Annotated in this window: 16 protein-coding genes and 3 tRNA genes; 1 reads left to right on the forward strand and 18 read right to left on the reverse strand. The window is 62.8% G+C overall.

Annotated features, from left to right (window positions below; translation table 11 throughout):
- The 11 genes from tuf to B3446_RS20345 form a co-directional block, all read right to left on the reverse strand.
- Nucleotides 1–1191, reverse strand: a complete 1191-nt coding sequence (gene tuf, locus B3446_RS20295; RefSeq protein ID WP_175185857.1) for an elongation factor Tu — start codon at nt 1189–1191, stop codon at nt 1–3.
- A 55-nt stretch (nt 1192–1246) separates the two neighbouring features.
- Nucleotides 1247–1321, reverse strand: a tRNA-Thr gene (locus B3446_RS20300).
- Nucleotides 1322–1333: 12 nt separating this feature from the next.
- Nucleotides 1334–1407, reverse strand: a tRNA-Gly gene (locus B3446_RS20305).
- A 147-nt stretch (nt 1408–1554) separates the two neighbouring features.
- Nucleotides 1555–1641 (reverse strand) — tRNA-Tyr (locus B3446_RS20310).
- Nucleotides 1642–1754: 113 nt separating this feature from the next.
- On the reverse strand, nt 1755–2918 hold the full coding sequence (locus B3446_RS20315; protein WP_291384486.1) for an iron-containing alcohol dehydrogenase: 1164 nt from the start codon (nt 2916–2918) through the stop codon (nt 1755–1757).
- A gap of 24 nt (nt 2919–2942) precedes the next feature.
- Entirely contained in the window at nt 2943–4349 is a 1407-nt protein-coding gene (locus B3446_RS20320; protein WP_291384488.1) for an aldehyde dehydrogenase family protein, read from the reverse strand.
- A gap of 25 nt (nt 4350–4374) precedes the next feature.
- Nucleotides 4375–5760 (reverse strand): glutamine synthetase family protein, encoded by a 1386-nt coding sequence (locus B3446_RS20325; RefSeq protein WP_291384489.1) that lies wholly within the window; start codon nt 5758–5760, stop codon nt 4375–4377.
- Between the two features lie 172 nt (nt 5761–5932).
- A complete protein-coding gene (locus tag B3446_RS20330) occupies nt 5933–6934 on the reverse strand; it encodes a Bug family tripartite tricarboxylate transporter substrate binding protein (RefSeq protein ID WP_291384491.1) in 1002 nt (333 codons plus the stop codon).
- 155 nt (nt 6935–7089) lie between these two features.
- Nucleotides 7090–8694, reverse strand: a complete 1605-nt coding sequence (locus B3446_RS20335) for a rhodanese-like domain-containing protein (RefSeq protein WP_291384586.1) — start codon at nt 8692–8694, stop codon at nt 7090–7092.
- Nucleotides 8694–9887: a cystathionine beta-lyase gene (gene metC / locus B3446_RS20340; protein ID WP_291384493.1), complete on the reverse strand. Its 1194-nt coding sequence runs from the start codon at nt 9885–9887 to the stop codon at nt 8694–8696. Before metC ends, B3446_RS20335 begins: the two co-directional genes overlap by 1 nt.
- 2 nt (nt 9888–9889) lie before the next feature.
- Nucleotides 9890–10477: a cysteine dioxygenase family protein gene (locus B3446_RS20345; RefSeq protein WP_239215833.1), complete on the reverse strand. Its 588-nt coding sequence runs from the start codon at nt 10475–10477 to the stop codon at nt 9890–9892.
- Nucleotides 10478–10616: 139 nt separating this feature from the next.
- Here B3446_RS20345 and B3446_RS20350 point away from each other — a divergent pair, with 139 nt between their 5' ends.
- The gene (locus B3446_RS20350; protein ID WP_291384497.1) at nt 10617–11492 is read left to right on the forward strand and encodes a LysR substrate-binding domain-containing protein; all 876 of its coding nucleotides are present in this window, start codon (nt 10617–10619) and stop codon (nt 11490–11492) included.
- Nucleotides 11493–11509: 17 nt separating this feature from the next.
- On the opposite strand, the gene B3446_RS20355 is transcribed toward B3446_RS20350, so the two are convergent.
- The 7 genes from B3446_RS20355 to B3446_RS20385 form a co-directional block, all read right to left on the reverse strand.
- Nucleotides 11510–12514 (reverse strand): asparaginase, encoded by a 1005-nt coding sequence (locus tag B3446_RS20355; protein WP_291384498.1) that lies wholly within the window; start codon nt 12512–12514, stop codon nt 11510–11512.
- On the reverse strand, nt 12507–13424 hold the full coding sequence (locus tag B3446_RS20360; protein ID WP_291384500.1) for a ParB/RepB/Spo0J family partition protein: 918 nt from the start codon (nt 13422–13424) through the stop codon (nt 12507–12509). Before B3446_RS20360 ends, B3446_RS20355 begins: the two co-directional genes overlap by 8 nt.
- Before the next feature lie 45 nt (nt 13425–13469).
- Entirely contained in the window at nt 13470–14291 is an 822-nt protein-coding gene (locus B3446_RS20365) for a GNAT family N-acetyltransferase (protein ID WP_291384502.1), read from the reverse strand.
- Between the two features lie 9 nt (nt 14292–14300).
- Nucleotides 14301–15101: a ParA family protein gene (locus tag B3446_RS20370; RefSeq protein WP_105241282.1), complete on the reverse strand. Its 801-nt coding sequence runs from the start codon at nt 15099–15101 to the stop codon at nt 14301–14303.
- The gene (gene rsmG / locus B3446_RS20375) at nt 15098–15787 is read right to left on the reverse strand and encodes a 16S rRNA (guanine(527)-N(7))-methyltransferase RsmG (RefSeq protein WP_291384504.1); all 690 of its coding nucleotides are present in this window, start codon (nt 15785–15787) and stop codon (nt 15098–15100) included. Before rsmG ends, B3446_RS20370 begins: the two co-directional genes overlap by 4 nt.
- A complete protein-coding gene (gene mnmG, locus B3446_RS20380) occupies nt 15784–17703 on the reverse strand; it encodes a tRNA uridine-5-carboxymethylaminomethyl(34) synthesis enzyme MnmG (protein ID WP_291384588.1) in 1920 nt (639 codons plus the stop codon). Before mnmG ends, rsmG begins: the two co-directional genes overlap by 4 nt.
- Before the next feature lie 3346 nt (nt 17704–21049).
- A complete protein-coding gene (locus B3446_RS20385; RefSeq protein ID WP_056566091.1) occupies nt 21050–21256 on the reverse strand; it encodes a cold-shock protein in 207 nt (68 codons plus the stop codon).
- Between the last annotated feature and the right edge of the window lie 40 nt (nt 21257–21296).

The raw sequence follows: 21296 nt of genomic DNA on the forward strand, positions 1-21296 counted from the left end.
TTACTTCAGGATCTTGGCGACGACGCCGGCGCCGACGGTACGACCGCCTTCACGGATGGCGAAACGCAGACCTTCTTCCATGGCGATCGGGGCCAGCAGCTTGACGGTCATCGTCACGTTGTCGCCCGGCAGAACCATTTCCTTGTCGGCCGGCAGGTCGATCGTGCCGGTCACGTCCGTCGTGCGGAAGTAGAACTGGGGACGATAGCCGTTGAAGAACGGGGTGTGGCGGCCGCCTTCTTCCTTGGACAGGATGTACACCTCGGACGTGAAGTCCGTGTGCGGGGTGATCGAGCCCGGCTTGGCCAGAACTTGGCCGCGCTGGACGTCTTCACGCTTGGTGCCGCGCAGCAGGATGCCCACGTTGTCGCCGGCTTGACCTTGGTCCAGCAGCTTGCGGAACATTTCCACGCCGGTGCAGGTCGTCTTGACCGTCGGAACGATACCGACGATTTCGATTTCTTCGCCGACCTTGATGATGCCGCGTTCGATACGGCCGGTCACCACGGTGCCGCGACCCGAGATCGAGAACACGTCTTCAACGGGCATCAGGAACGCGCCGTCGATGGCACGCTCAGGCGTCGGGATGTACGAATCCAGCGCAGCAGCCAGCGACAGGATGGCCTGTTCGCCCAGTTCGCCCTTGTCGCCTTCCAGCGCCAGCTTGGCCGAACCCTTGACGATCGGGGTGTCGTCGCCCGGGAAGTCGTACTTGGACAGCAGTTCGCGAACTTCCATTTCCACCAGCTCGAGCAGCTCGGCGTCGTCAACCATGTCAGCCTTGTTCAGGAAGACGATGATGTACGGCACGCCAACCTGGCGGCTCAGCAGGATGTGCTCACGCGTTTGCGGCATGGGGCCGTCAGCGGCCGACACGACCAGAATCGCGCCGTCCATCTGGGCAGCGCCCGTGATCATGTTCTTGACGTAGTCAGCGTGGCCCGGGCAGTCAACGTGCGCGTAGTGACGCGATTCCGTTTCGTACTCGACGTGGGCCGTGTTGATCGTGATGCCGCGGGCCTTTTCTTCAGGAGCTGCATCGATCTGGTCGTAGCCCTTGGCTTCGCCGCCGAACTTGGTCGACAGAACGGTCGTGATCGCCGCCGTCAACGTCGTTTTGCCGTGGTCAACGTGACCAATCGTACCCACGTTCACGTGCGGCTTGGTACGTTCAAACTTGCCTTTTGCCATGGCTGACTCCTGACCTGGATTGCGCTTCTGACTGAAGAAAAGAATTTGGAATTTGTGGTGCCCATGGCGCGGATCGAACGCGCGACCTCTCCCTTACCAAGGGAGTGCTCTACCACTGAGCCACATGGGCATTTAAAAATCTTGGAGCGGGTGAAGGGAATCGAACCCTCGTCGTAAGCTTGGAAGGCTTCTGCTCTACCATTGAGCTACACCCGCGGCAAACCCTTTCACCTTCTCACTTCCCAACCCTTCGAAATGAAGGCCGGAGATTCTTTGCCGCCTTCTTTGCGAAGGGCGCACAAGGCCACCGGGCCTTACATTGCAAATCCAGGCAAACCGCGCCTGGATTTAGGTATGGGTCTCTGGTGGAGGAGGTTGGATTCGAACCAACGTAGGCGCAAGGCCAACAGATTTACAGTCTGCCCCCTTTAACCACTCGGGCACCCCTCCAGCGGAGAACTTGAGATTATGAACACTTTCAAATCCGCTGTCAAACCATTCGGATGAAAAATTCAAAATTTCAGTTCCACCTCCGCCGCGTTTCCGTGCAGAGGGGGCGAAGCTTACAGGTTTCCGCGAATTGCTGCACGGAAAAGCTGAGAATATTTTTCTGCGGAGAAATTTACCGGGTTGGTTCCGGCGGACGGATCCTGGCTCGCCATGTGCCCTACCCGCTCGGCCTGGGCATCGTCCAAGCCGATTTCCGCCAGCGTGTGGGGGATGCCGACTGCCTGGCGCAGCGCCAGCACCCACTCCAGCACCGCCCCGGGTCCCTGCTGCGGCAGGCCGAGGTAGCGAGCGAGCGCTTCGAGACGCGGCGCGACCGCATGCTCGTTGGCTTTCAAGACGTAAGGCATGAGGATGGCGTTGAGCATCCCGTGGTGTGCGTCATACAGCGCGCCAAGCGGATGTGCGAGCGCGTGCATTGCGCCCAGGCCGCGCTGAAACGCGGTGGCGCCCATGCATGAGGCGGTGAGCATCTGCTGACGCGCCTGCAGATCGGCGCCATCGGCGACAGCCTGCGGCAGATACTCCTTGATGAGGCGCATGCCTTCGAGTGCGATGCCGGCCGCCATGGGATGAAAGACCGGCGAACAATAGGCCTCGAGATTGTGCGATAGCGCATCCATGCCCGTCGCTGCCGTGATCTTCGGCGGCAGGCCGACCGTGAGTTCGGCGTCCAGGATCACGATGGACGGCAACATGCGGGCGTGGAAGATGATGCGCTTTACCTGCGCGGCCTCATCGGTGATGACGGAGGCGCGCCCGACTTCAGAGCCCGTGCCCGCAGTGGTCGGCACCGCCACGACGGGCGCCATGGCGGCGGCATTGACGCGCAGGTAGTTGTCGCCGATGTCTTCGAAGTCCCACAACGGCCGGTCCTGCCCGGCCATCAATGCAATGGCTTTTGCCGCATCAAGCGCGGAGCCGCCGCCAAATGCGATCACACCATCATGTTGCCCTCGCCTGAACGCAGCCACGCCGTCATCGACGTTGCGACCTGTCGGATTGCCCTTGATGTCGTGGAACACCGCGCAATCCAGTCCCGCATCGCGGCAGGCGCTTACCGCATCACGAACCATGGGCAATGCAGCGAGCCCCGGATCCGTCACGAGCAAGGGGCTGGTCATGCCCAGCTCGCGGCAATAGCCCGGCAGCTCGTTGATGCGTCCGGGTCCCGCCTTGATGTTGGTGGGATAGTTCCAGTTGACGGCGGGGACGGTCATGATGCGAATCCTGATGGCGCGGCGTCAAAGGCTGCGCAGATGAAAAGACTTGGGCTGCGTGAGCTGTTCGTATCCGACTGACGACAAGGACACGCCGCGTCCCGATTGCTTGACGCCCGTCCACGCGAGCGCCGGATCGAGGTAGTCGCAGCGGTTCATGAAAAATGTGCCGGTGCGCAGTTGCCTGCCGATACGCAACGCGGCGGCTTCGTCCTGCGTGTAGGCCGCGGCGGTCAATCCGTACGGACTGTCGTTCATCAGCGCGATGGCTTGATCGTCGCTGTCGACTGGCATGATGCCAACCACCGGACCAAAGCATTCGTCGCTCATGATGCGCATTCGGTGGTCAACCTGGGTCAGTAAAGCAGGCGCCACGTAACACGAGCTTTTACTCACAAATGAGCCTTCACTCGCATTCTTGAAATGCGAGTGATCAATCAGATTTATCGCGCCTGAACTGACCGCCTGTTCGATGACCTCGAGAATCTCTGCCGCCGCGCGGGCACGGACAACGGGGCCAAGCGTCGTATCCGGCTGCAAAGGATTACCCAGGACATAGCGGTGCGTCAGAGCAACGGCGCGCTCGACAAACGCGTCGTGCACGCCGCGCGCCACGTAAATGCGCTGGATGCCGCAACAGGACTGGCCGGCGTTGAAGAAAGCGCCGTCGACCAGCGACTCTGCCGCCGCGTCAAGGTCGGCGTCTTCTCGCACATAGGCCGGATCGTTCCCGCCCAGCTCCAGCCCGACGCCGATGAAGCGGCCCGCGGCGCTTTCCTCGACGACTCGCCCTCCCCGCACCGAGCCGGTGAAGGACACATGGCCGATCTCGGGAGCGCGGATCAGCCGCTGTGTGATGTCGTGGCTGGCGTGCAGGTATTGAAAGACGCCTCTCGGCGCCCCCGCGTCCCGAAACGCGCGGTCGAGGAGTTCCGCGCACAGCGGCGTCTGGTCCGAATGCTTGAGGATGACGGTGTTGCCCGCCATCAACGCGGGCACGATGCTGTTCACCGCAGTCAGCAAGGGATAGTTCCACGGCGCGATGGTGAGCGCCACCCCGACGGGCTCGCGGCTGATGAAGCGAGTGAAGCCGGCTTGCGCCGGCGCGGCGATGGGTGCGAGTGCTGCTTCCGCGATCTCGATCATGTGACGCGCCCGGGCCGCGAAGCCGTCCACCTCGCCGGGCGCGTCGCGCAACGGGCGGCCCATCTGGATGGTGATGGCGCGCGCGACCTCATCCTTGGCCGCCACGAAATGGGCGACGGCCGCCTCGACGATGCGCCCCCGCGCGGCGATGCCGAGCGCTTGCCATTCCGGCTGCGCGCCCTGGGCGTTGGCCAGCGCCTGCGCGATCTGCGCATCGCTGGCGTACGCGCGGCGGACGACCTCGCGTCCGTCTATCGGGCTGATGGTGATCAGTTCGTCGGTCATGGCGGCCCTGGTTGCGATGAACAGTTCAGATGATTTCGAAGTAGCGCGCCAACTCCCAATCGGTCACATGGCGCCGGAACTGCCGCTCTTCCCACTCGCGCGTCGCGGCATAGTGCTCGACGAACGCGTCGCCAAACAGCAGACGCGCCGCTTCAGATGCGCGGAGGCGCTGCGCGGCCTCCCACAAGGTGGTGGGCAGATGCAGATGCGCCGGAAACTCCTGTGTGTAGGCGTTGCCTTGCACCCTGGGCTCGGGCGTCAGTCCCTGTTCGATGCCGTGCAACCCGGACGCCAGCGCCGCAGCAAGGGCGAGATACGGATTGGCGTCGGCCGAGCCGATGCGCACTTCGACGCGCTGCGATTTGTCGCTGCCCGGAATGAGCCGCAGCGCCGTCGTCCTGTTTTCCATGCCCCAGGTGGCGTCCAGCGGGGCCCAGTAACCGGGCACCAGGCGCGAATAGCTGTTGATGGTCTGCGCGTACAACGCGGTGAACTCGGGCAGATAGTGCTGCACGCCTGCCATGAAGGCCGCCTGCGTGCCGCCGACGCCATGCGGCTGCGATTCGTCGAAGAAGGCCGAGCGACCCGTGTCGTGATGGCGCAGCGACAGATGGATGTGGCCGCTCTGGCCGGGATGCTCGTGCGACCACTTCGCCATGAACGTGGCCATCAGGCCGTTCTGCTGCGCGAGCGCCTTGGTGAAGGTCTTGAACAGAAACGCCTTGTCGGCCGCGGCCGCCGCCCGGTCCACGGCAAGCGCCGCTTCCAAAACGCCCGGGCCGGTTTCGGTGTGCAGGCCTTCGATGGGCATGTCCATGCGTTCGCACAGGTCGAGCAGCTTGCGGTAGAAGTCGCCCTCGACCGTGCTGCGCAGCACCGAGTATCCGAAATTGCCCGGCGTCCAGTTCTCCATGTTGCGATAGTGCTTGGCGCGGACCGAGTGCGGCGTCTCGCGGAACATGAAGAACTCGTACTCCAGTGCGGCGTAGACGTCGAATCCCATGTCTGCCGCGCGATCGATCACGCGGTGCAGCAGACGGCGTGGGCAGATGGCGGCGGCATCGCCTTCAAATTCGGCCAGGAACAGCAGCATGTCTTCCCCGCCGGGGCCTTGCTCCAAGGGAAGCCGGCGCGCGCTCTGCGGCACGATCCGCATTTTTGCATCGGGGTATGCCGTGTGCCAGCCGGTGTAGCGGGTGTTGTCGTAGAGCTGGTCGTCGAGGTCCCATCCCAGGACCACGTCGCAAAACGCGAGGCCCGATCGCAAGGCGCCCAGAAACTTGTCGCGCCGCAGGTACTTGCCCAGCATGACGCCGTCGACGTCTGACAGGCCCACCTTGATATGCGACAGCGGGCTGGATTGGACCAGCCGCTCTGCGTCTTCCAGCGTTGCTACCCCTAGTGCGTGCATGCTTGTTCACCTTGTGGCTGAAGCGTTGCGCGGGACTGCACGTTTTTCCAGTCTAGTCACGATGCCACATGTTGGCAAACGTGCCCTGCCCTGTACTTGAACGGCCTCCCCGCTGGCTTCCGCTGCACACACACGCCGGTCCCCGTGGTTTCCCTAGGGTCAACAAACGCAATCAGTCCAGCGACACGCCCGCCGTCTTCACCATTTCGGCCCAGTACGCAGTGTCCTGCTGCAGCCGGCTCTTGAAGGCGTCCGGCGCGCTGCCGACGGGTTGGCTTCCGCCGCTATTGATCTTGGCGATCACGGCGGGTGACTTCATGGCGCGGTCCACGGCCTGCGACAGGTAGGCGATGCGCTCAGGCGGCGTGCCGGCGGGCGCAAAGAGGCCGTACCAGTCGTCCGCGGTGATGCCTTCAAGTCCGGCCTGCTTCAACGTGGGAGCGCGCTTGAACACGCCAACGCCGTCGCCATGGCTCATGGCGAGGATCTGCAGTTTTCCGGCGGCCACCATGGGTTCGGCCGACGCAGGCGACGTGATCAGCATGTCGACGGTACCGCCCAGGAGATCCGTCACGGCGGGCGCGGCGCCGCGGTATGGCACATGCACCAGCTGGACGCCGGCCTTCTTCGACACCAGCGCGCCCATCAGGTGGCTCATCGTGCCGTTGCCGGGCGTGGCATACGTAATGACGCCCGGCTGCTTGCGTGCCGCTGCGAGATAGGCGTCCAGCGTCTTGTACGGTCCGTCCGCGCGCGACACGAGCACGAGCGGCGCCGAGGTGATCTGCGAGATCGGCACGAAGTCCTTGAGCGGATCAAAGCCCACATTCTTGTACAGGCGGGGATTCACGGCCATGACGCTGGTCTGCGACATCACGAGGGTGTAGCCGTCGGGCTTGGCGCGCGAGACCTGCGCGGTGCCGACGTTGCCGCCCGCCCCCGAACGGTTCTCGACCACCACGCTCTGACCCGTGATGGCGCCCAGCTCCTGCGCGATCAGACGCGCGACGCCGTCGTTGCCGCCGCCGGGAGGAAACGGCGAGACCACGGTGATGGCCTGCTTCGGATAGTCCGCCAAAGGCGCTGGTGCCTGCGCGTGCGCCGTGACGCCCCACATCAGGCCGGCCATCGCGGCGGCGGCGGTCTTGCAAGCGTGCAATGCGTGTTGCTTCATCTGGATTTCCCCTTGAGTTGGCGGCCGGATACTCGGCCGTCCTTTGCATTCCGGTTCGCCATGAACCGTCCGCACCCCGCCGGCAAAGGCCGCCGGGGCGTACTGATCAGGTTGAAGCGTGGGTGGCGCCGCGCGCGTCGGCGCGGCGGCGGGTGTCAGCCGGCCGGAGCCCCGGGGAACCGGTAGGTGGCGCGTTCCCGCTCGTCGATCTGCTTGACGAGGTTGGTTTCCCAGGCCAGGTACTGGCGCGCCGCGGCCTTGTTGCCGTCGTGGCGGTCATGCACGAAAAATAGGTAGTCGATGCAGTCGCTGTCGGGTGGATCGGCGGGCGTGGATTCCAGCGCAATCCGTTGCGCGGTCCAGCTTTCGGGCGTGCCCGTGTTCGCCTTGACGTCTGAAAAGCCCAATGCGTGCAGATCGTTTGCCGCCCAGGCCGCCAGCGCGGCGTCCTCGGCCAGCAGGATGACGGGACGCGGGGGATCCAGCGTCAGCCGATCCAGACGCGGCCGGATCGACCAGCGCGCGCCGGCGACGTGGCGCGCTCGATACCGCATGCTGGGGCGGATATCGATCGCCTGCGCGCCCTGCGCCAGCGCATCCGCAAGTTGCGCATCGGACAACACGGTGATCGCCGGCATCGGCGCCGCGGCCACGTCGTTCGGCAGCGTCGCGCCGCTTCCTTCGTCGAGCGTGCAAGCGTCCCAGCCCATCTGCCGCAACCAGCTCGCGACGACAGGGGCGCGCACGCCTTCCGCATCGAACACGACGATCCGTGCGCCGCGCACGGCGATGTACTGGTCCGTCGCCTGGATAAGCTGGCCGCCCGGCGCGTGCTGCGCACCCGGCAGCGAACCTTGGGCGAATTCCTCGGCGCTGCGCACATCGCACAGAAACGTCGTGCGCGCCGAATCGCCTAGCCAGGTCTGTACCTGCGCCGCGTTTGCCGACGGCACGCCATGACGCCGGGCAAGCTGCGCGGATCGCTGCGCCAGCGCCGGAACGTCGTCTTGCGAAATGTCGTCGGCATAACGGCGGCGCGCGCCGTGCTCGAGCTGCAAGTCCTCCAGATACCAGCCCTGCGTGCCGTTTTCGAGCGCGTAGACGGGATTGGGAACGCCAAGATTGATCAGCGTCTGCGCGCCGATGATGCTGCGGGTGCGGCCGGCGCAATTGATCACGATGGTGGTGTCCGGGCGCGTCGCGAGCGTATGAGCGCGCAGCGCCAGCTCGCCGTTGGGGCAGCAGATGCCGCCCGGGATGCTCATCTTCTGGTATTCCGCAAACGGACGGCCGTCCAGCACGATCAGGTCGTCGCCGCGGCGCTGGCGTTCAGCCAGTTCGCGGGCGCCGATGCGGGGGGTGTGGAAAACCTCTTCGGCCAGTTCTCCGAACGTCTTGCTGGGCACGTTGACGCCCGCGAACGCCGCGTAGCCATCGCGCTGCCATTGCGCCAGCCCGCCCGCCAATTGATGCACGTTTGTATAGCCCAGCGCGGCCAGTGCGCGGGCGGCGCGCGCCGCGGTGTCGTCATCGCCGCCGTTGTCGTAAACAACGACGCGCACGCCACGGCGCGGCGCAAGTCGCACGATGTCGATTTCGAGCCTGCTGTACGGCACCGGCGCGGCGTAGAAGAGATGGGACTCGCCATACTGGCCATGTTCGCGCACGTCCAGCAGCGCGATCTCGCCGCCATCGTGCAGCCACTGCTTGAGCGTATGCGAATCGACGCTGGCGGATTGTTGGTCTTGATAGGACTGCATCATGAGATTCGGAGGGAGCGAAGGGGTTGGGTCAGCGCGGCAAGACCGCGTTCCAGGTCGGCGATGAGGTCGTCAGGATCTTCCAGGCCGATATGCAGGCGCAGCATGGGACCGCTAGCCTGATAGCCGGGAAGCGATCGGGCGTTCTGCAGAAAGACCGGGATCACCAGGCTTTCGAAGCCGCCCCACGATGCGCCGACGCCAAAGAGCTGCAGGCTGTCGATAAGCCTTTCGGCATCGGCCTCGGTGTAGGCGTCGGACAGTTCGATCGTCAGAAGGCCATTGGCGCCATTGCAATCGCGCCGCCAGAGGGCGTGGGAGGGATCGCCCGGCAAGGCGGGATTCAAGACGCGCGAGACTTCGGGCCGCGCCTGCAACCACTGCGAGATCTGCAGCGCGCTGCGCGCGTGCTGCGCCATGCGCAACGGCAGCGTGCGCATGCCGCGCAGCACCAGGAAAGCGTCGTCGGCCCCAACCGTCTGGCCGAAGTCGATCGTTGCGCGTTCCAGCGCACGCCAGGCACGATCGTTGGTGATGACCGCGCCCATCATCACGTCGGCATGGCCGCCGAGGTATTTGGTGGCGGCCAGGATGGAAATATCGGCGCCCAATGCGAGCGGTTTTTGCAGCAAACCGGACGCCCACGTGTTATCCACAGCCAGCCAGCAGCCGTGTTTTTTAGCAGTTGTGGATAACTCGGTGAGGTCCGGCATCTCGTACGTCAGGGACCCTGGCGATTCGGCGTAGATCATGCGGGTATTGGGCCGGATCAGCGGCTCGATGCCCTGGCCGTCGGGGCGGTAGTACGTGAACTCGATCCCCAGACGCGTCAGGTGTTCGGCACAGAACCGGCGCACCGGCTCGTACACGGCATCGGTCAGCAGCACGTGATCGCCCGCGCGAAGATAGGCGAGCAGCACCGTGGCGATCGCGGCCTGCCCCGTGGGGTACAGCTTGGCGCGAAAGCCCTCTTCCAGTTCGACCAGCGCGTCTTCCAATGCGTGCGTGCTGTCGGTGCCGCGCGCGCCGTAGGAGGGCAGGCGCTCCTGTTCGCGGCGCGCCCGCGTATCGCGCCACGCTTGCACGCTGTCGAACACATACGTGCTGGCGCGCGTGACCGGGGTGTTGACCCAGCCTTGATGAGGACGTCCCGCGCGCAGCAGGCGCGTTGCGGACCGGAAGGGTTTGCTCATGATCAGCGCCGCGTCTGCACGCCGATGGGCATGATCTTGCAGGTGCCGGTCTCCAGATCGAAGCCCAGGCGTTGGTCCAGCGTTTCCAAGGCGCGCCCGTACATGTGCAGGTGACGGATGACGCTGTCGCCCTGGATCTCCACCGCGTGGATGTCGTCGGGCATCAGGGCGATGCCGCTGCCCGGGCCGACGACGACGGTGTCGACCTTTTCCAGCTTGCCGACGCCGGGTTGCGAGCCGTCGTCAATGCGGTCGTACACGTAGTTGTATTCCACACCTTCAACCGCGGCGATACACGCCCAGGTGGTGTGGTTGTGCGGCACGATCTTCTTGCCGGGGCGCATAACGTTCAGATAGAGCGCGTAGCTTTTGTCGGCGTCCTCGGCGATGAGGTAGCGGGCCTGGCGTTCGTCGCCTTCAGGCGGCGGGTAGCGGTCGGCGCCCCACCAGGCGGTGTTGCCGGCCAGGGCAACCAGCTCGTCCAGGACGGATTGCAGGCTGTCGCGGTTCAGGCCCTTATTTCCTACAGTTTTTTTAATATTTTCGACCGCGCTATCGATGCCGGCCTGTTGAGGATGTGCAGTGCTCACGTTGACGTTCCCTCTTGTTTCATGAGTTATTGCACTCACTGTATCGCCCGGATCACGGGCCAACAATTTAAATTGCTTGAACATTCCATTAGGGCTGCTAATGTGTCGGGTTATCCCTGAACCCGTTTTCATCGCCCTGATGCGGAACCTTGACCTTGACCTGCTGCGCACGCTGACGGCAATCGCCCAGCATGAAACATTCTCGGAAGCCGCCCACCGGCTGCACAAAACGCAGTCGGCCATCACGCAGCAGATGCAGCGCCTTGAAGCCATGATCGGTCTGCCCCTCTTTGAAAAGCAGGGCCGCAACAAGGTGCTGTCTTCCCACGGCCGGCGGCTGGTCGAATACGCGCGGCACATGCTGGCCATCAATGACGAAGCGCTGCGCGCGCTGCAGGCCGGGCCGTTGGAAGGCGATCTGCGATTGGGTGCACCGCTGGACGTGGCGGACACGATCCTGCCGACGCTGCTGACGCACATCGCGCGTGTCGCCCCACGCGTGAAGTTGGAAATCCGGGTGGACCGCAGTCCTTTCCTGATGGACGCGCTGCGCGCCGGCGAAATCGATCTGACCATCTCGACGCGCTTTGACCAGGACTTCGAGGGCGTGGCGTTGCGCACGTCGCCGACGGTATGGTTGGCGTCCGCAGATTACGTGCACGATGCCCATTCGCCCGTACCCCTGGTGCTGGCGGACGAGCCCAGCATCTTCCGCCGGCTGGCGCTCAATGCACTGGAGCAGGCGCAAGTGCGCTGGCACACGAACTACGTGGCGCCGAATCTGGTGGGGATCAAGGCAGCGCTACGCGCGGGCCTGGGCGTGACAGCGCGCAGCGTTGAACTGCTGGGGCCGGAGATGCGGGTACTGGGAGAAAAGGAAGGACTGCCGCCGCTGCCGGATGTGACGTACTTCCTGTGGATAAGGCGTGATCTCATCAATCCGCTGACGCGGCAGGTGTACGACATGCTGCGGACCAACCTGGGGCTTGCGCAGCAAGGCGCCGCGACCGCGTAGCCCTCGCGGTCCGCGGTTCAGTAACGGTCGAAGATCTGCTGCAGGGCAGCCGGATCGCGCGTGACCGTCAGGGCGAGCATCAGCAGGATGCGCGCCTTCTGGGGGTTCAGGTCGCGCGCCGCGACAAAACCCAAGGCGGCGTCGTCGACTTCGACATCGCGCGCCACGAACCCGCTGCCGGTGCGGCTGGACCGCACGACCGCCACGCCATCGTCCGCCGCGCGGCGCAGGCCTTCAATGGCCAGGTCGGTGGCGTTGCCATCGCCCACGCCCGCCAGCACGATGCCGTCAGCCGCGCTGGCTAGAAAATCGATCAGGTCTGCCTGCAGGTTGGCGTACGCGTAGACGATGTCGACACGCGGCCAGCCGGTCTTTTCCAGTAATGCGAGTGAAAACTCGCTTTGTTCACCGCACGTGGTGGCGTTGCGTGAATAAAAGTTGGGCACGCCGCCATGCATGACGCCGGCGCGGCCGCGGTTGGGCGACGCGAAGGCGCACAGGCCTGCGCTGGCGATCTTGTGGATTTCGCGGGCGTAGTGGATGTCTTCGTTCATGACAACGAGCGGCCCGCGGCCGCGCGCATCGGGATGACGCGCCAGCGCCACCGCGTTGTACAGATTGGCCGGACCTTCGGCGCCGAGCGCCGTAGCAGGACGCATCGCGCCGACCAGCACGACGGTCTTGTCATGGCGATTGACCAGGCTGAGGAAATACGCAGTTTCCTCGAGCGTATCCGTGCCGTGAGTGATGACGATGCCGGCCACCGAAGCGTCCTGGCAAAGCGTGTCCACGCGCTGCGCCAGCGCGCGCCAGACATCGTGCGTCATGTTCTGGCTGCCGACGTTGGCCACCTGTTCGGCGCGGATTTCGGCAAGGCCGGCAAGCTGCGGCACCGCGCCAAGCAGGTCGTTCACGGAAAACGTGCCGGCCTTGTAGCCCGCGGACGTGGCGTCGGCCTGGGCCCCTGCGATCGTGCCGCCCGTTGCGAGCACCGCAATGACGGGCAATGCGCGTTCAGGCATCCACTGCTCCGGAAAGGCCTTGGCGCTCGAGAAGCGAGTTCAGGTGCTCCCAGCCGTGGAAATCGATGACGATCTGGCCCTTTTCCTTGGCGCCCACTTTCAGCGCGACGCGCGTGCCCAGGTGGTCGGACAGTGCTTCTTCCAGACGCGTCAGGTCGCGCGACACGCCGTTGGTTTTTTTCTTGGGCGAGGCCGACGCTTCGGCTTCCTTGGCGGTCTTGGCGACGAGCTTTTCAGCTTCGCGCACCGACAGGCGGCGCGCGATGATGAGGTTGGCCAGCTGGATCTGCGTGGCCGCGTCCACGGCGAGCAGCGCGCGGGCATGGCCCATGTCGACGTCACCGGCGAGCAGCATGGTCTGCACGGGCGCGGCCAGATTCAGCAGGCGCAGCAGATTGCTGGTGGCGGAGCGCGAACGGCCAATGGCCTGCGCGGCCTGTTCGTGTGTAAGGCCGAACTCGTCGAGCAGACGGCGCACGCCGTGTGCTTCTTCCAGCGGATTCAGGTCTTCGCGCTGAATGTTTTCGATCAGCGCCATGACGGCGGCATTTTCGTCGGCGACCTCGCGCACCAGCACCGGCACTTCCTTCAGGCCGGCAAGCTGCGCCGCGCGAAAGCGCCGTTCGCCCGCGATGATCTCGTAATGCCCGGGCGTGTCGCCCAGCGCACGCACGAGAATCGGCTGCATGATGCCTTGCGTGCGAATCGATTCGGCCAGCTCGCCCAGGGCCCCCTCGTCCATGCGCGTGCGCGGCTGATACTTGCCGGCGCGCATCTTCGAGATGGGCAGGGTGGACGGCGGACCCTCGGGCTTGGCGACAGCCTTGCCGATGTTGTCGATTGCGGGCGCATCGGCGCCCAGCAAGGCGTCCAGTCCGCGACCCAATCCCTTGGGTTTCTTGGTGGCCATAATTAAATCCTCTTTCCTTCTGTCTTTGTATCCTGAGCGCCGGGCTCAGGTGTCCGCCTGCTCGGCGGGCAGGCGGTACCAATACGCGTAACAGTCTTTGAATCCGTAGCGGGCGTACAGCGTCCGCGCCGCTGTGTTTTCCGGCTCGACCTGCAGGTAGGCCGTCCTGGCGCCGCCGGCGGCCCCTTCGGCCAGCAAATGCTCCATCAGAACGGCGGCGTAGCCTTTGCGCCGATGTCCTGGATGGGTAACGATGTCGAACAGGCCGAGCAGGTCGCCTTCGCGCACGGCCAAGCCCGCGACGACCACCTGCCCTGCCGCGTCGGTGGCGAGCACCGGCTGCTTATCCACAGCCAGGCCTTGCAGGCGCGTCTGATGTTCATGGATGTGCGCGGCTGACGAGCCGCGCAGCGCCCCGGCCGCCGCCGCGAAGCGCTCGGCATCGACCATGCTGAAATGCAGATCGCTCCTGACGCTTGCGAGCGGAGCGAGCGGCGTGCTCATGACGCGAGTCTCACCGGTGTAGAGATATCCGCGGGCCTCCAGGTCGGCGTCGAGCGAAAAATCGGGGCCGATGGAGGTGATGCGCAGCACCATGGGCAAACCCTGGCGCGCATACAACGATGAACAATACGCCAGCCGCTCATCCAAAGGACGTGTGGATAACCCCAGCACATTGACGCTGCGGACCCGCTTGGCCGGCGATTGGGCGAAACGCACCAGCCAGCCATCATAGATCACCTGCGCGCCGACGGCGGTGGCGTTGAGCGCCGCGTCTTCCAGCCGCACGCGCAGCGCATCGCGCACGTCGGCGGGCGGCGTGGAGAGGGCTGTCTGGGGCGGAAAAAAGAGCGCGGCGTCGGACATGGGGGACGGCTAGTTCAGGTCCTTCCTGACCCGCTCTATCATTTCGGCGCCGAACGAAATGTAGGCCTGCGCGCCGCGTGACGCACGGTCATACACAACGCCCGGCATCCCGTAACTGGGTGCTTCGGCCAGGCGCACGTTGCGCGGCACGACGGTCTTGAAGACCTTGTCGCCAAAGTGCGATTCGAGTTGCGCGGACACCTGCTGTTGCAGCGTCATGCGCGGGTCGAACATGACGCGCAGCAAGCCGATGACGCGCAGGTCGTCGTTGATGTTGCGATGCACGCGCTTGATGGTGTTGACGAGGTCGGACAGGCCTTCGAGCGCGAAGTATTCGCACTGCATCGGAATGATGACGCCGTGCGCGGCGGCCAGGCCGTTGAGGGTAAGCAGGGACAGCGTGGGCGGGCAGTCGATGAGCACGAAGTCGTACTGGGTCGCGACGGTATCGATGGCGGCCTTCAGTTGGCGCTCTCGCTGTTCCATCTGCACAAGATCGATCTCGGCGCCGGACAGTTCACGGTTGGCCGGCAGCACGTCGTAACCGCCGGACTCCGACTTCACGCGCGACTGTTCGATGGAGGATTCGCCGATCAGCACCTGGTACAGATTGGACTCCAGCGAATTCTTGTCGATGCCGCTACCCATCGTGGCATTGCCCTGCGGGTCCAGGTCCACCAGCAGCACGCGTTGGTTGTGCGTGGCAAGGCCCGCCGCCAGGTTGATGGCGGTCGTCGTCTTGCCCACACCGCCCTTCTGATTGGCAATGCAGAATACGCGGGCGGATGTGCTGGGGGGTATGTTCTTCATAGGGTTCCTTGACTGCGGCGCATCCAGATCAGGCAGCGTTCTGCTTGCAGCTCCGGGACGTGGAGCGGCTGAATATGGTCGACTTGCCATTCCCCGCGCGCGTGCAGCGCCTGGATTTCTTCTTCGGGGAGCTTGCCCTTCATGGCGACGAGGGTACCATTCTTGGCTACGTGGCGACCCGCGAGTTGCGCAAAATCATCCAATGATGCAAACGCTCGCGACGTCACGATGTTGCACTCGGCAGGATCGATCGTTTCGATGCGCGCATGCTGCGATTGCAGGTTGGGCAAAGCCAGCGCGCCGCTCATCTGACGCACGAACGCGGTCTTCTTTTCGACGGCGTCAACGCAGGTCACGGACCAGTTGGGCCGCATGATGGCTAGAACGACGCCAGGCAGCCCGCCACCCGAGCCGACGTCGTAGACCTTGGCCGGCGCATCGGGCGCAGCCAGCGCCTCGCTGAAGGGCTTTACGGCCGCAAGGCTATCGAACAGATGCTGCACAAGCATCTGCTGGGGATCGCGGATGGCGGTCAGGTTGTACGTGCGATTCCAGCGCTGCATCTGCGCCAGGTAATTGAGCAGTTTGGCGATGGCGCCGTCATCGGCGTTCACGCCCAGCTGCTCGCATGCGCGAGTGAGTCGGCCGGCCATGTCGATGCCGGCCTGATTGGCGGGCGCGCTCATGCCGCTTGCTTGCGCGAGCCGTAATGCAGGCGCTTCAGGTGAATGAGCAAGAGCGAAATGGCGGCCGGCGTGACGCCGGAAATGCGCGCGGCCTGGCCGATCGTTTCCGGACGATGCGTCTTAAGTTTCTGGCGCACTTCGAAGGACAGGCTGGTCACGGCGTCGTAATCGACGTCCGCCGGGATCGGCTGCTGTTCATGGGCGATGTGCTTTTGCACTTCGTCCTGCTGGCGCGCGATGTAGCCGGCGTACTTGACCTGGATCTCGACCTGCTCCGAAAGCACGTCGTCTTCGACGACGCCAGGGCCGGCGAGCAGCGTGCCGTCCGCATTCTGGGCGGCCATCAAGGCTTCGTAGGTCACGTTCGGCCGTTTCAACAGATCCGCTAGTGAGTACTCACGTTCGATGGCCTTGCCTAGCAGCGGTTCGGCCACCTCGGCCGGCAGCAGACGCGGATTGACCCACGAAGACTTCAGGCGCTCGACTTCGGCGGCGACCGCGTCGCGCTTGCGGTTGAACGCATCCCAGCGAGCATTGTCGACAATTCCGAGCTGGCGACCTATTTCGGTAAGGCGCAGATCGGCATTGTCTTCACGCAGGCTCAGTCGGTATTCAGCGCGGGACGTGAACATGCGGTACGGTTCGGTCACGCCGCGCGTGACCAGATCGTCGACCAGTACACCGAGGTAGGCTTCATCGCGGCGCGGCGTCCACTGCTCGCGATCCTGCGACTTCAGTGCAGCATTGACGCCAGCCAGCAGGCCTTGGGCAGCGGCTTCTTCGTACCCGGTGGTGCCGTTGATCTGTCCCGCGAAGTAGAGCCCTTCAATTGCCTTGGTTTCCAGTGTGCTCTTGAGTCCACGTGGATCAAAGTAGTCATATTCGATGGCGTAGCCGGGCCGCATGATGTGGGCGTTTTCCAGTCCGGGCAGCGAATGGATCAGATCCAGCTGCACATCAAACGGAAGGCTGGTCGACACGCCGTTGGGATAGACCTCGTGCGTATCCAGCCCTTCGGGTTCCAGAAAGACCTGGTGCGACTGCTTGTCGGCAAACCGATGGATCTTGTCTTCGATGGACGGGCAATAGCGAGGACCCACGCCCTCGATGACGCCGCTGTACATCGGCGACCGATCAAGGCCGCCACGGATGATGTCGTGGGTGCGCGCGTTGGTATGGGTGATCCAGCACGGCAGCTGGCGCGGGTGCATGGCCACATTGCCCATGTAAGAGAACACGGGGATCGGGTCCAGGTCGCCGGGCTGTTCTTCCAGGATGGCGTAGTTGATCGTGCGTCCATCGATGCGCGGCGGCGTGCCGGTTTTGAGGCGGCCTTGGGGAAGCTGCAGTTCCTTCAAGCGCTGGCCCAACGAAATGGCGGGCGGATCACCGGCGCGGCCACCCGAGTAGTTCTGCAGGCCCACGTGGATCAGGCCGTTTAGAAATGTGCCGGCGGTCAGCACTACCGTCTTGGCACGGAACTTCAGCCCAACTTGCGTGACGGCGCCGACGACACGATCACCCTCCACCATCAGGTCTTCGACAGCCTGCTGGAACAACCAGAGGTTCGGTTGATTCTCGAGGCGTCCGCGGATGGCTTTGCGGTACAGGACACGATCGGCCTGCGCCCGCGTTGCGCGAACGGCCGGACCTTTCGATCCGTTCAAGATGCGGAACTGGATGCCGGCCTCGTCGGTTGCCAGAGCCATGGCCCCGCCCAGCGCGTCCACCTCTTTGACGAGGTGCCCCTTGCCGATTCCGCCGATGGACGGATTGCAAGACATTTGGCCAAGGGTCTCGATGTTGTGCGTGAGCAGCAGCGTCTGCGCACCGGTACGGGCAGCAGCCAGTGCCGCCTCAGTGCCGGCGTGGCCGCCACCGACGACGATGACATCGAATTCGCGGGGATAGTCCATGATGGGGGGAGGTAAAGAAGAGAGCGATCGGCGCTCATTATAGAGGCAGGGGTTGTATGTTTCACGTGAAACATGCGGGCAGGTTGTTTTAAGTGCTGTTTGCAGCAGCGTGGGTCGGTGACGCCGACATCCGTCGCGCCGGGTCGTCCGGGATATCGGCATCTGCCGGTGTTTATGGAAGTGTTCCACGTGAAACACTTAGGTCGTTTGTCGACTGCGTACGAGTCTTCAGTGGGCACTGATGTTTCACGTGGAACAGGGACCGCTATTGAGAATGGTTGGACCGACACGCTCCGAATGGGAGGCGAATCGTGTGCCGTCTCCCTCCTATGAGATCGGCTGAGAGGGGAACGGCCCCAAGAGAGTTCGACTGGCGTAGGTGTCGCTGGTAGGCGAGCTTCGAAGGCCAAAGGAGTGACCTATCCGGTGTTTCACGTGAAACGTGGCTCCGCATTCGGAGGAATGGGCTCGGCGCGGCCTTCCCTTCGAGAACGTGCTGAACACTCGACCAACGATGGAGCCAGCGATAGCCCGATCCCCAGTACCACGTGGCTCCGCGTAACCCCGAGATCATCCACGTTCGACTATCAAGCCAGTGCATTCGACCAAACGTCTTAACCTTTGCATCTACCCAAGCGGAGGGCGTTGCGACGTTTCACGTGGAACATCGCACGCCTGGCCGGATCCGCGACAGACCGTCGCCCCACACTACGGCAAGCAGGTCGCTGACGCCGGGCGTATTGGAGAGAGCGCGCCGCCATGTGCGTCGGGCTCTGGACTGATCAAAGAGATCACTAGCCGAATCTCGCGAGTGGGTTTTCTGGATATCCCAGTCCATTGCGGCCCTACTCCGCATCCAACTTCATCGCGGGCATGAGGCCATTTCATGCACGGAACCTAGGCCAGCGACACCCCACCTGGCGAGTCTTGAGAGAGGCGCCTCGGCGTTTGCAGCGTGATGTTGTTAGCCCCTCCCTTCGACCAACGGCACCGCGGACCGCTTTCACATCCAACAACCGCTTGATGTTTCACGTGAAACAACGATTCAGATCGTTTGCGAAGTCATCCCACCAATCCGCCGAACGTCGAATGTCTCGGTAATCTCCGGGGCGGGCCGTCCGCAAAGCTGTGAAGACAGCGTCTGGCGACAATAAGTACCCCCGCATACCCCCGCTGGATTATGCGATCACGTATGCCAAGTCAACGGGAGAAAGTCTGTTTCACGTGGAACATTCCTGGCGCCCAATACTGAGAAGGCATATCACTACCCTGATTGATAGAGTTAGGCGCAAAGCGCCGAGCCCTCGCACCTTCATTAGCGCCATGACCGAATTAAAGAACCGACCTTTTTCGGAGATAAACGACGACCTCGCGATCCTTGAAGGCCTCGCTGTTCTTCAACACAAATTCCGAGGCCGATGGCTCCGAACGCCTTCTCTTCATCGAACATGTTCCACGTGAAACACATGGACGGGCCCACAGGAAAGTAGCGGCAGTGTTTCACGTGAAACATCAACAGACAGGTCCAAGCTTTAAAGGCGGCGTCCGCATTTCAGGTCCCGCAGATGCCACAGCCCGCACATAGATATCTGCTTTCGCGGGCCCGCCGCCCTGAGTGGTGAACGATCTTCGATAACTGACGTAGCCGGGGCGAAAAGGTAAGAAAGATGAAAAATATCGATTTATTCCCCCCTTACCTACCCCTTACCTGAAAAATCGTATTTTTTTCAGTTCATGGCCCGCAGCAGAATGAGCAATAGTCGCCAGAACTACCGGCGATAGGTCGCTTCTGAATTCGCATGCCGGCGTTTGCTTCGACGAAGTGTTAACCACAGCGTTGTCCACAAACTAGATTCAAGCCGCCAGCAGTCCTTCGTCGCAAGCGAGTTCGGCGACGCGAGCAAAATTCGGAAGGTCGGCCAGCTCCCGCTGTGATGCACCCCAATCACACGTTAGGTTTATCCACAGACGCCCATCAACGACAAGACACTATGAAAAGAACCGAATGGCGCATCGCAAAGGCAGGGTTACGCACATTCTTATCAACAGGCAGGCCCGCGAAACGACCAGGACGCAGCGACCGAATCAGCACAGGAAAACACCAGGCGAGCCAGACAGCTCCGGGAATCCGACCGCCCGGGTATCTTCCTTAACTCGCCCATTCCTCTATTCGCGGAGAGATGTCTTATCCACAGCGTCGAAGGCGACGAGATCAAGACGGCAATGCGGTGCACACCGACGCACCACAGCCGCCTCGTTGCCGGCGGAGCCATAATCAGCAAACCAACTCCGCGTTAGAAATCAAAGACAAAGCCGAAAAATCGAAATTTGAGGCCACTGCGGACGCGGCGTTCAATAACCCGCTGAACTCTTCCCCCGCTGCACGGTCAAACCGCGCGGGCTGAACATCGGGGCGATTTATTCACAAAATTATCCCCACCCCTATATTCAATGATCGGTTCACGTCCATCGCGCATGGTCATTGACCCGAAGATAATCTTGCTCGCACTCCCGCTGCGCCGCCATCATCCATATGGGCGAGGCGCTTACGGCTTCATGTGAAACCTGTGGACAAGTCGCAAGGAGAAATCCGACGCGACGACTGACTGCCCGCCGCAGCGCTCGACCCGCCCGCCCCAGTCAAATTGCGCCGTCACACCGTCCGCAATTCCCGTTCCCGAGACCTCACCCTTTCGGCGATATCCCCATTTCTATCCACAGGCGCGGACCGTCAATTTGGATAGCGAGTGGCGTAATTCTGTGCATAACCGGCATGGGGATATCTTTGTGAACAACAAGCGCCAAACCGCAAATTTTCGCGCCACGACCGACGAAAAACCCGCATCACAGACGCTCGAATTCGGCTAACCAAACCTCTCGAACAACCCGACAAAAGACAAGTTTCCCTATGAAATAGGGGATTAAACGGCTTTTATGCACGCCTGACGCAACTCGGGAACGTATTCACGGGGAACACGAAGACATCGCCTGCATTAATGCAGAATTCTGTGCAAAACCCGGTTCACCGAAGCGCGATTGCTTCATAACTGAGCACCCGCGTGCTCATGTCCGGAAATAATTATCCACAGAGTTATCCAGTGCTCGAGGATATGTTAGTGGACACTAACAAACGGGAAGATGCGCGTCAAAGTTGATGACTCAGCGCACACCAAAACGTGGCCCATTCAGTGCCACTTCGCTGTAGCAACGCAGCGCTGCATGGCCGCACCGAACTAACCTCGCGAACCGAAATGGCCGCCCAAATGAAACAACGCCCCAGACCGGAAGGTCTTGGGGCGTTGTAGCCAGGCCTAGCCTGGCTGACGGGAAATTGGGATTTCCCGATTTAGAGCGGGCGAATTTCGGCCGCTTGAGGTCCTTTCGGACCATCCTTAACTTCGTATTCGACTTCCTGGCCTTCGTTCAGGCTGCGATAGCCGCGACCCTGGATGGCGGAAAAGTGTGCGAACACATCGGTGCCGCCCACGTCCGGCGTGATGAAACCGAAACCCTTGTCAGCGTTGAACCACTTGACTTTGCCCTTCTGAGCCATTTTCTCTAGCGTCCTGTAATTAAATCGAAATGCAATGAAT

This window comes from Achromobacter sp. UBA5777 (assembly GCF_002418565.1).
In the GTDB taxonomy this organism is placed as follows: domain Bacteria; phylum Pseudomonadota; class Gammaproteobacteria; order Burkholderiales; family Burkholderiaceae_B; genus Achromobacter; species Achromobacter animicus.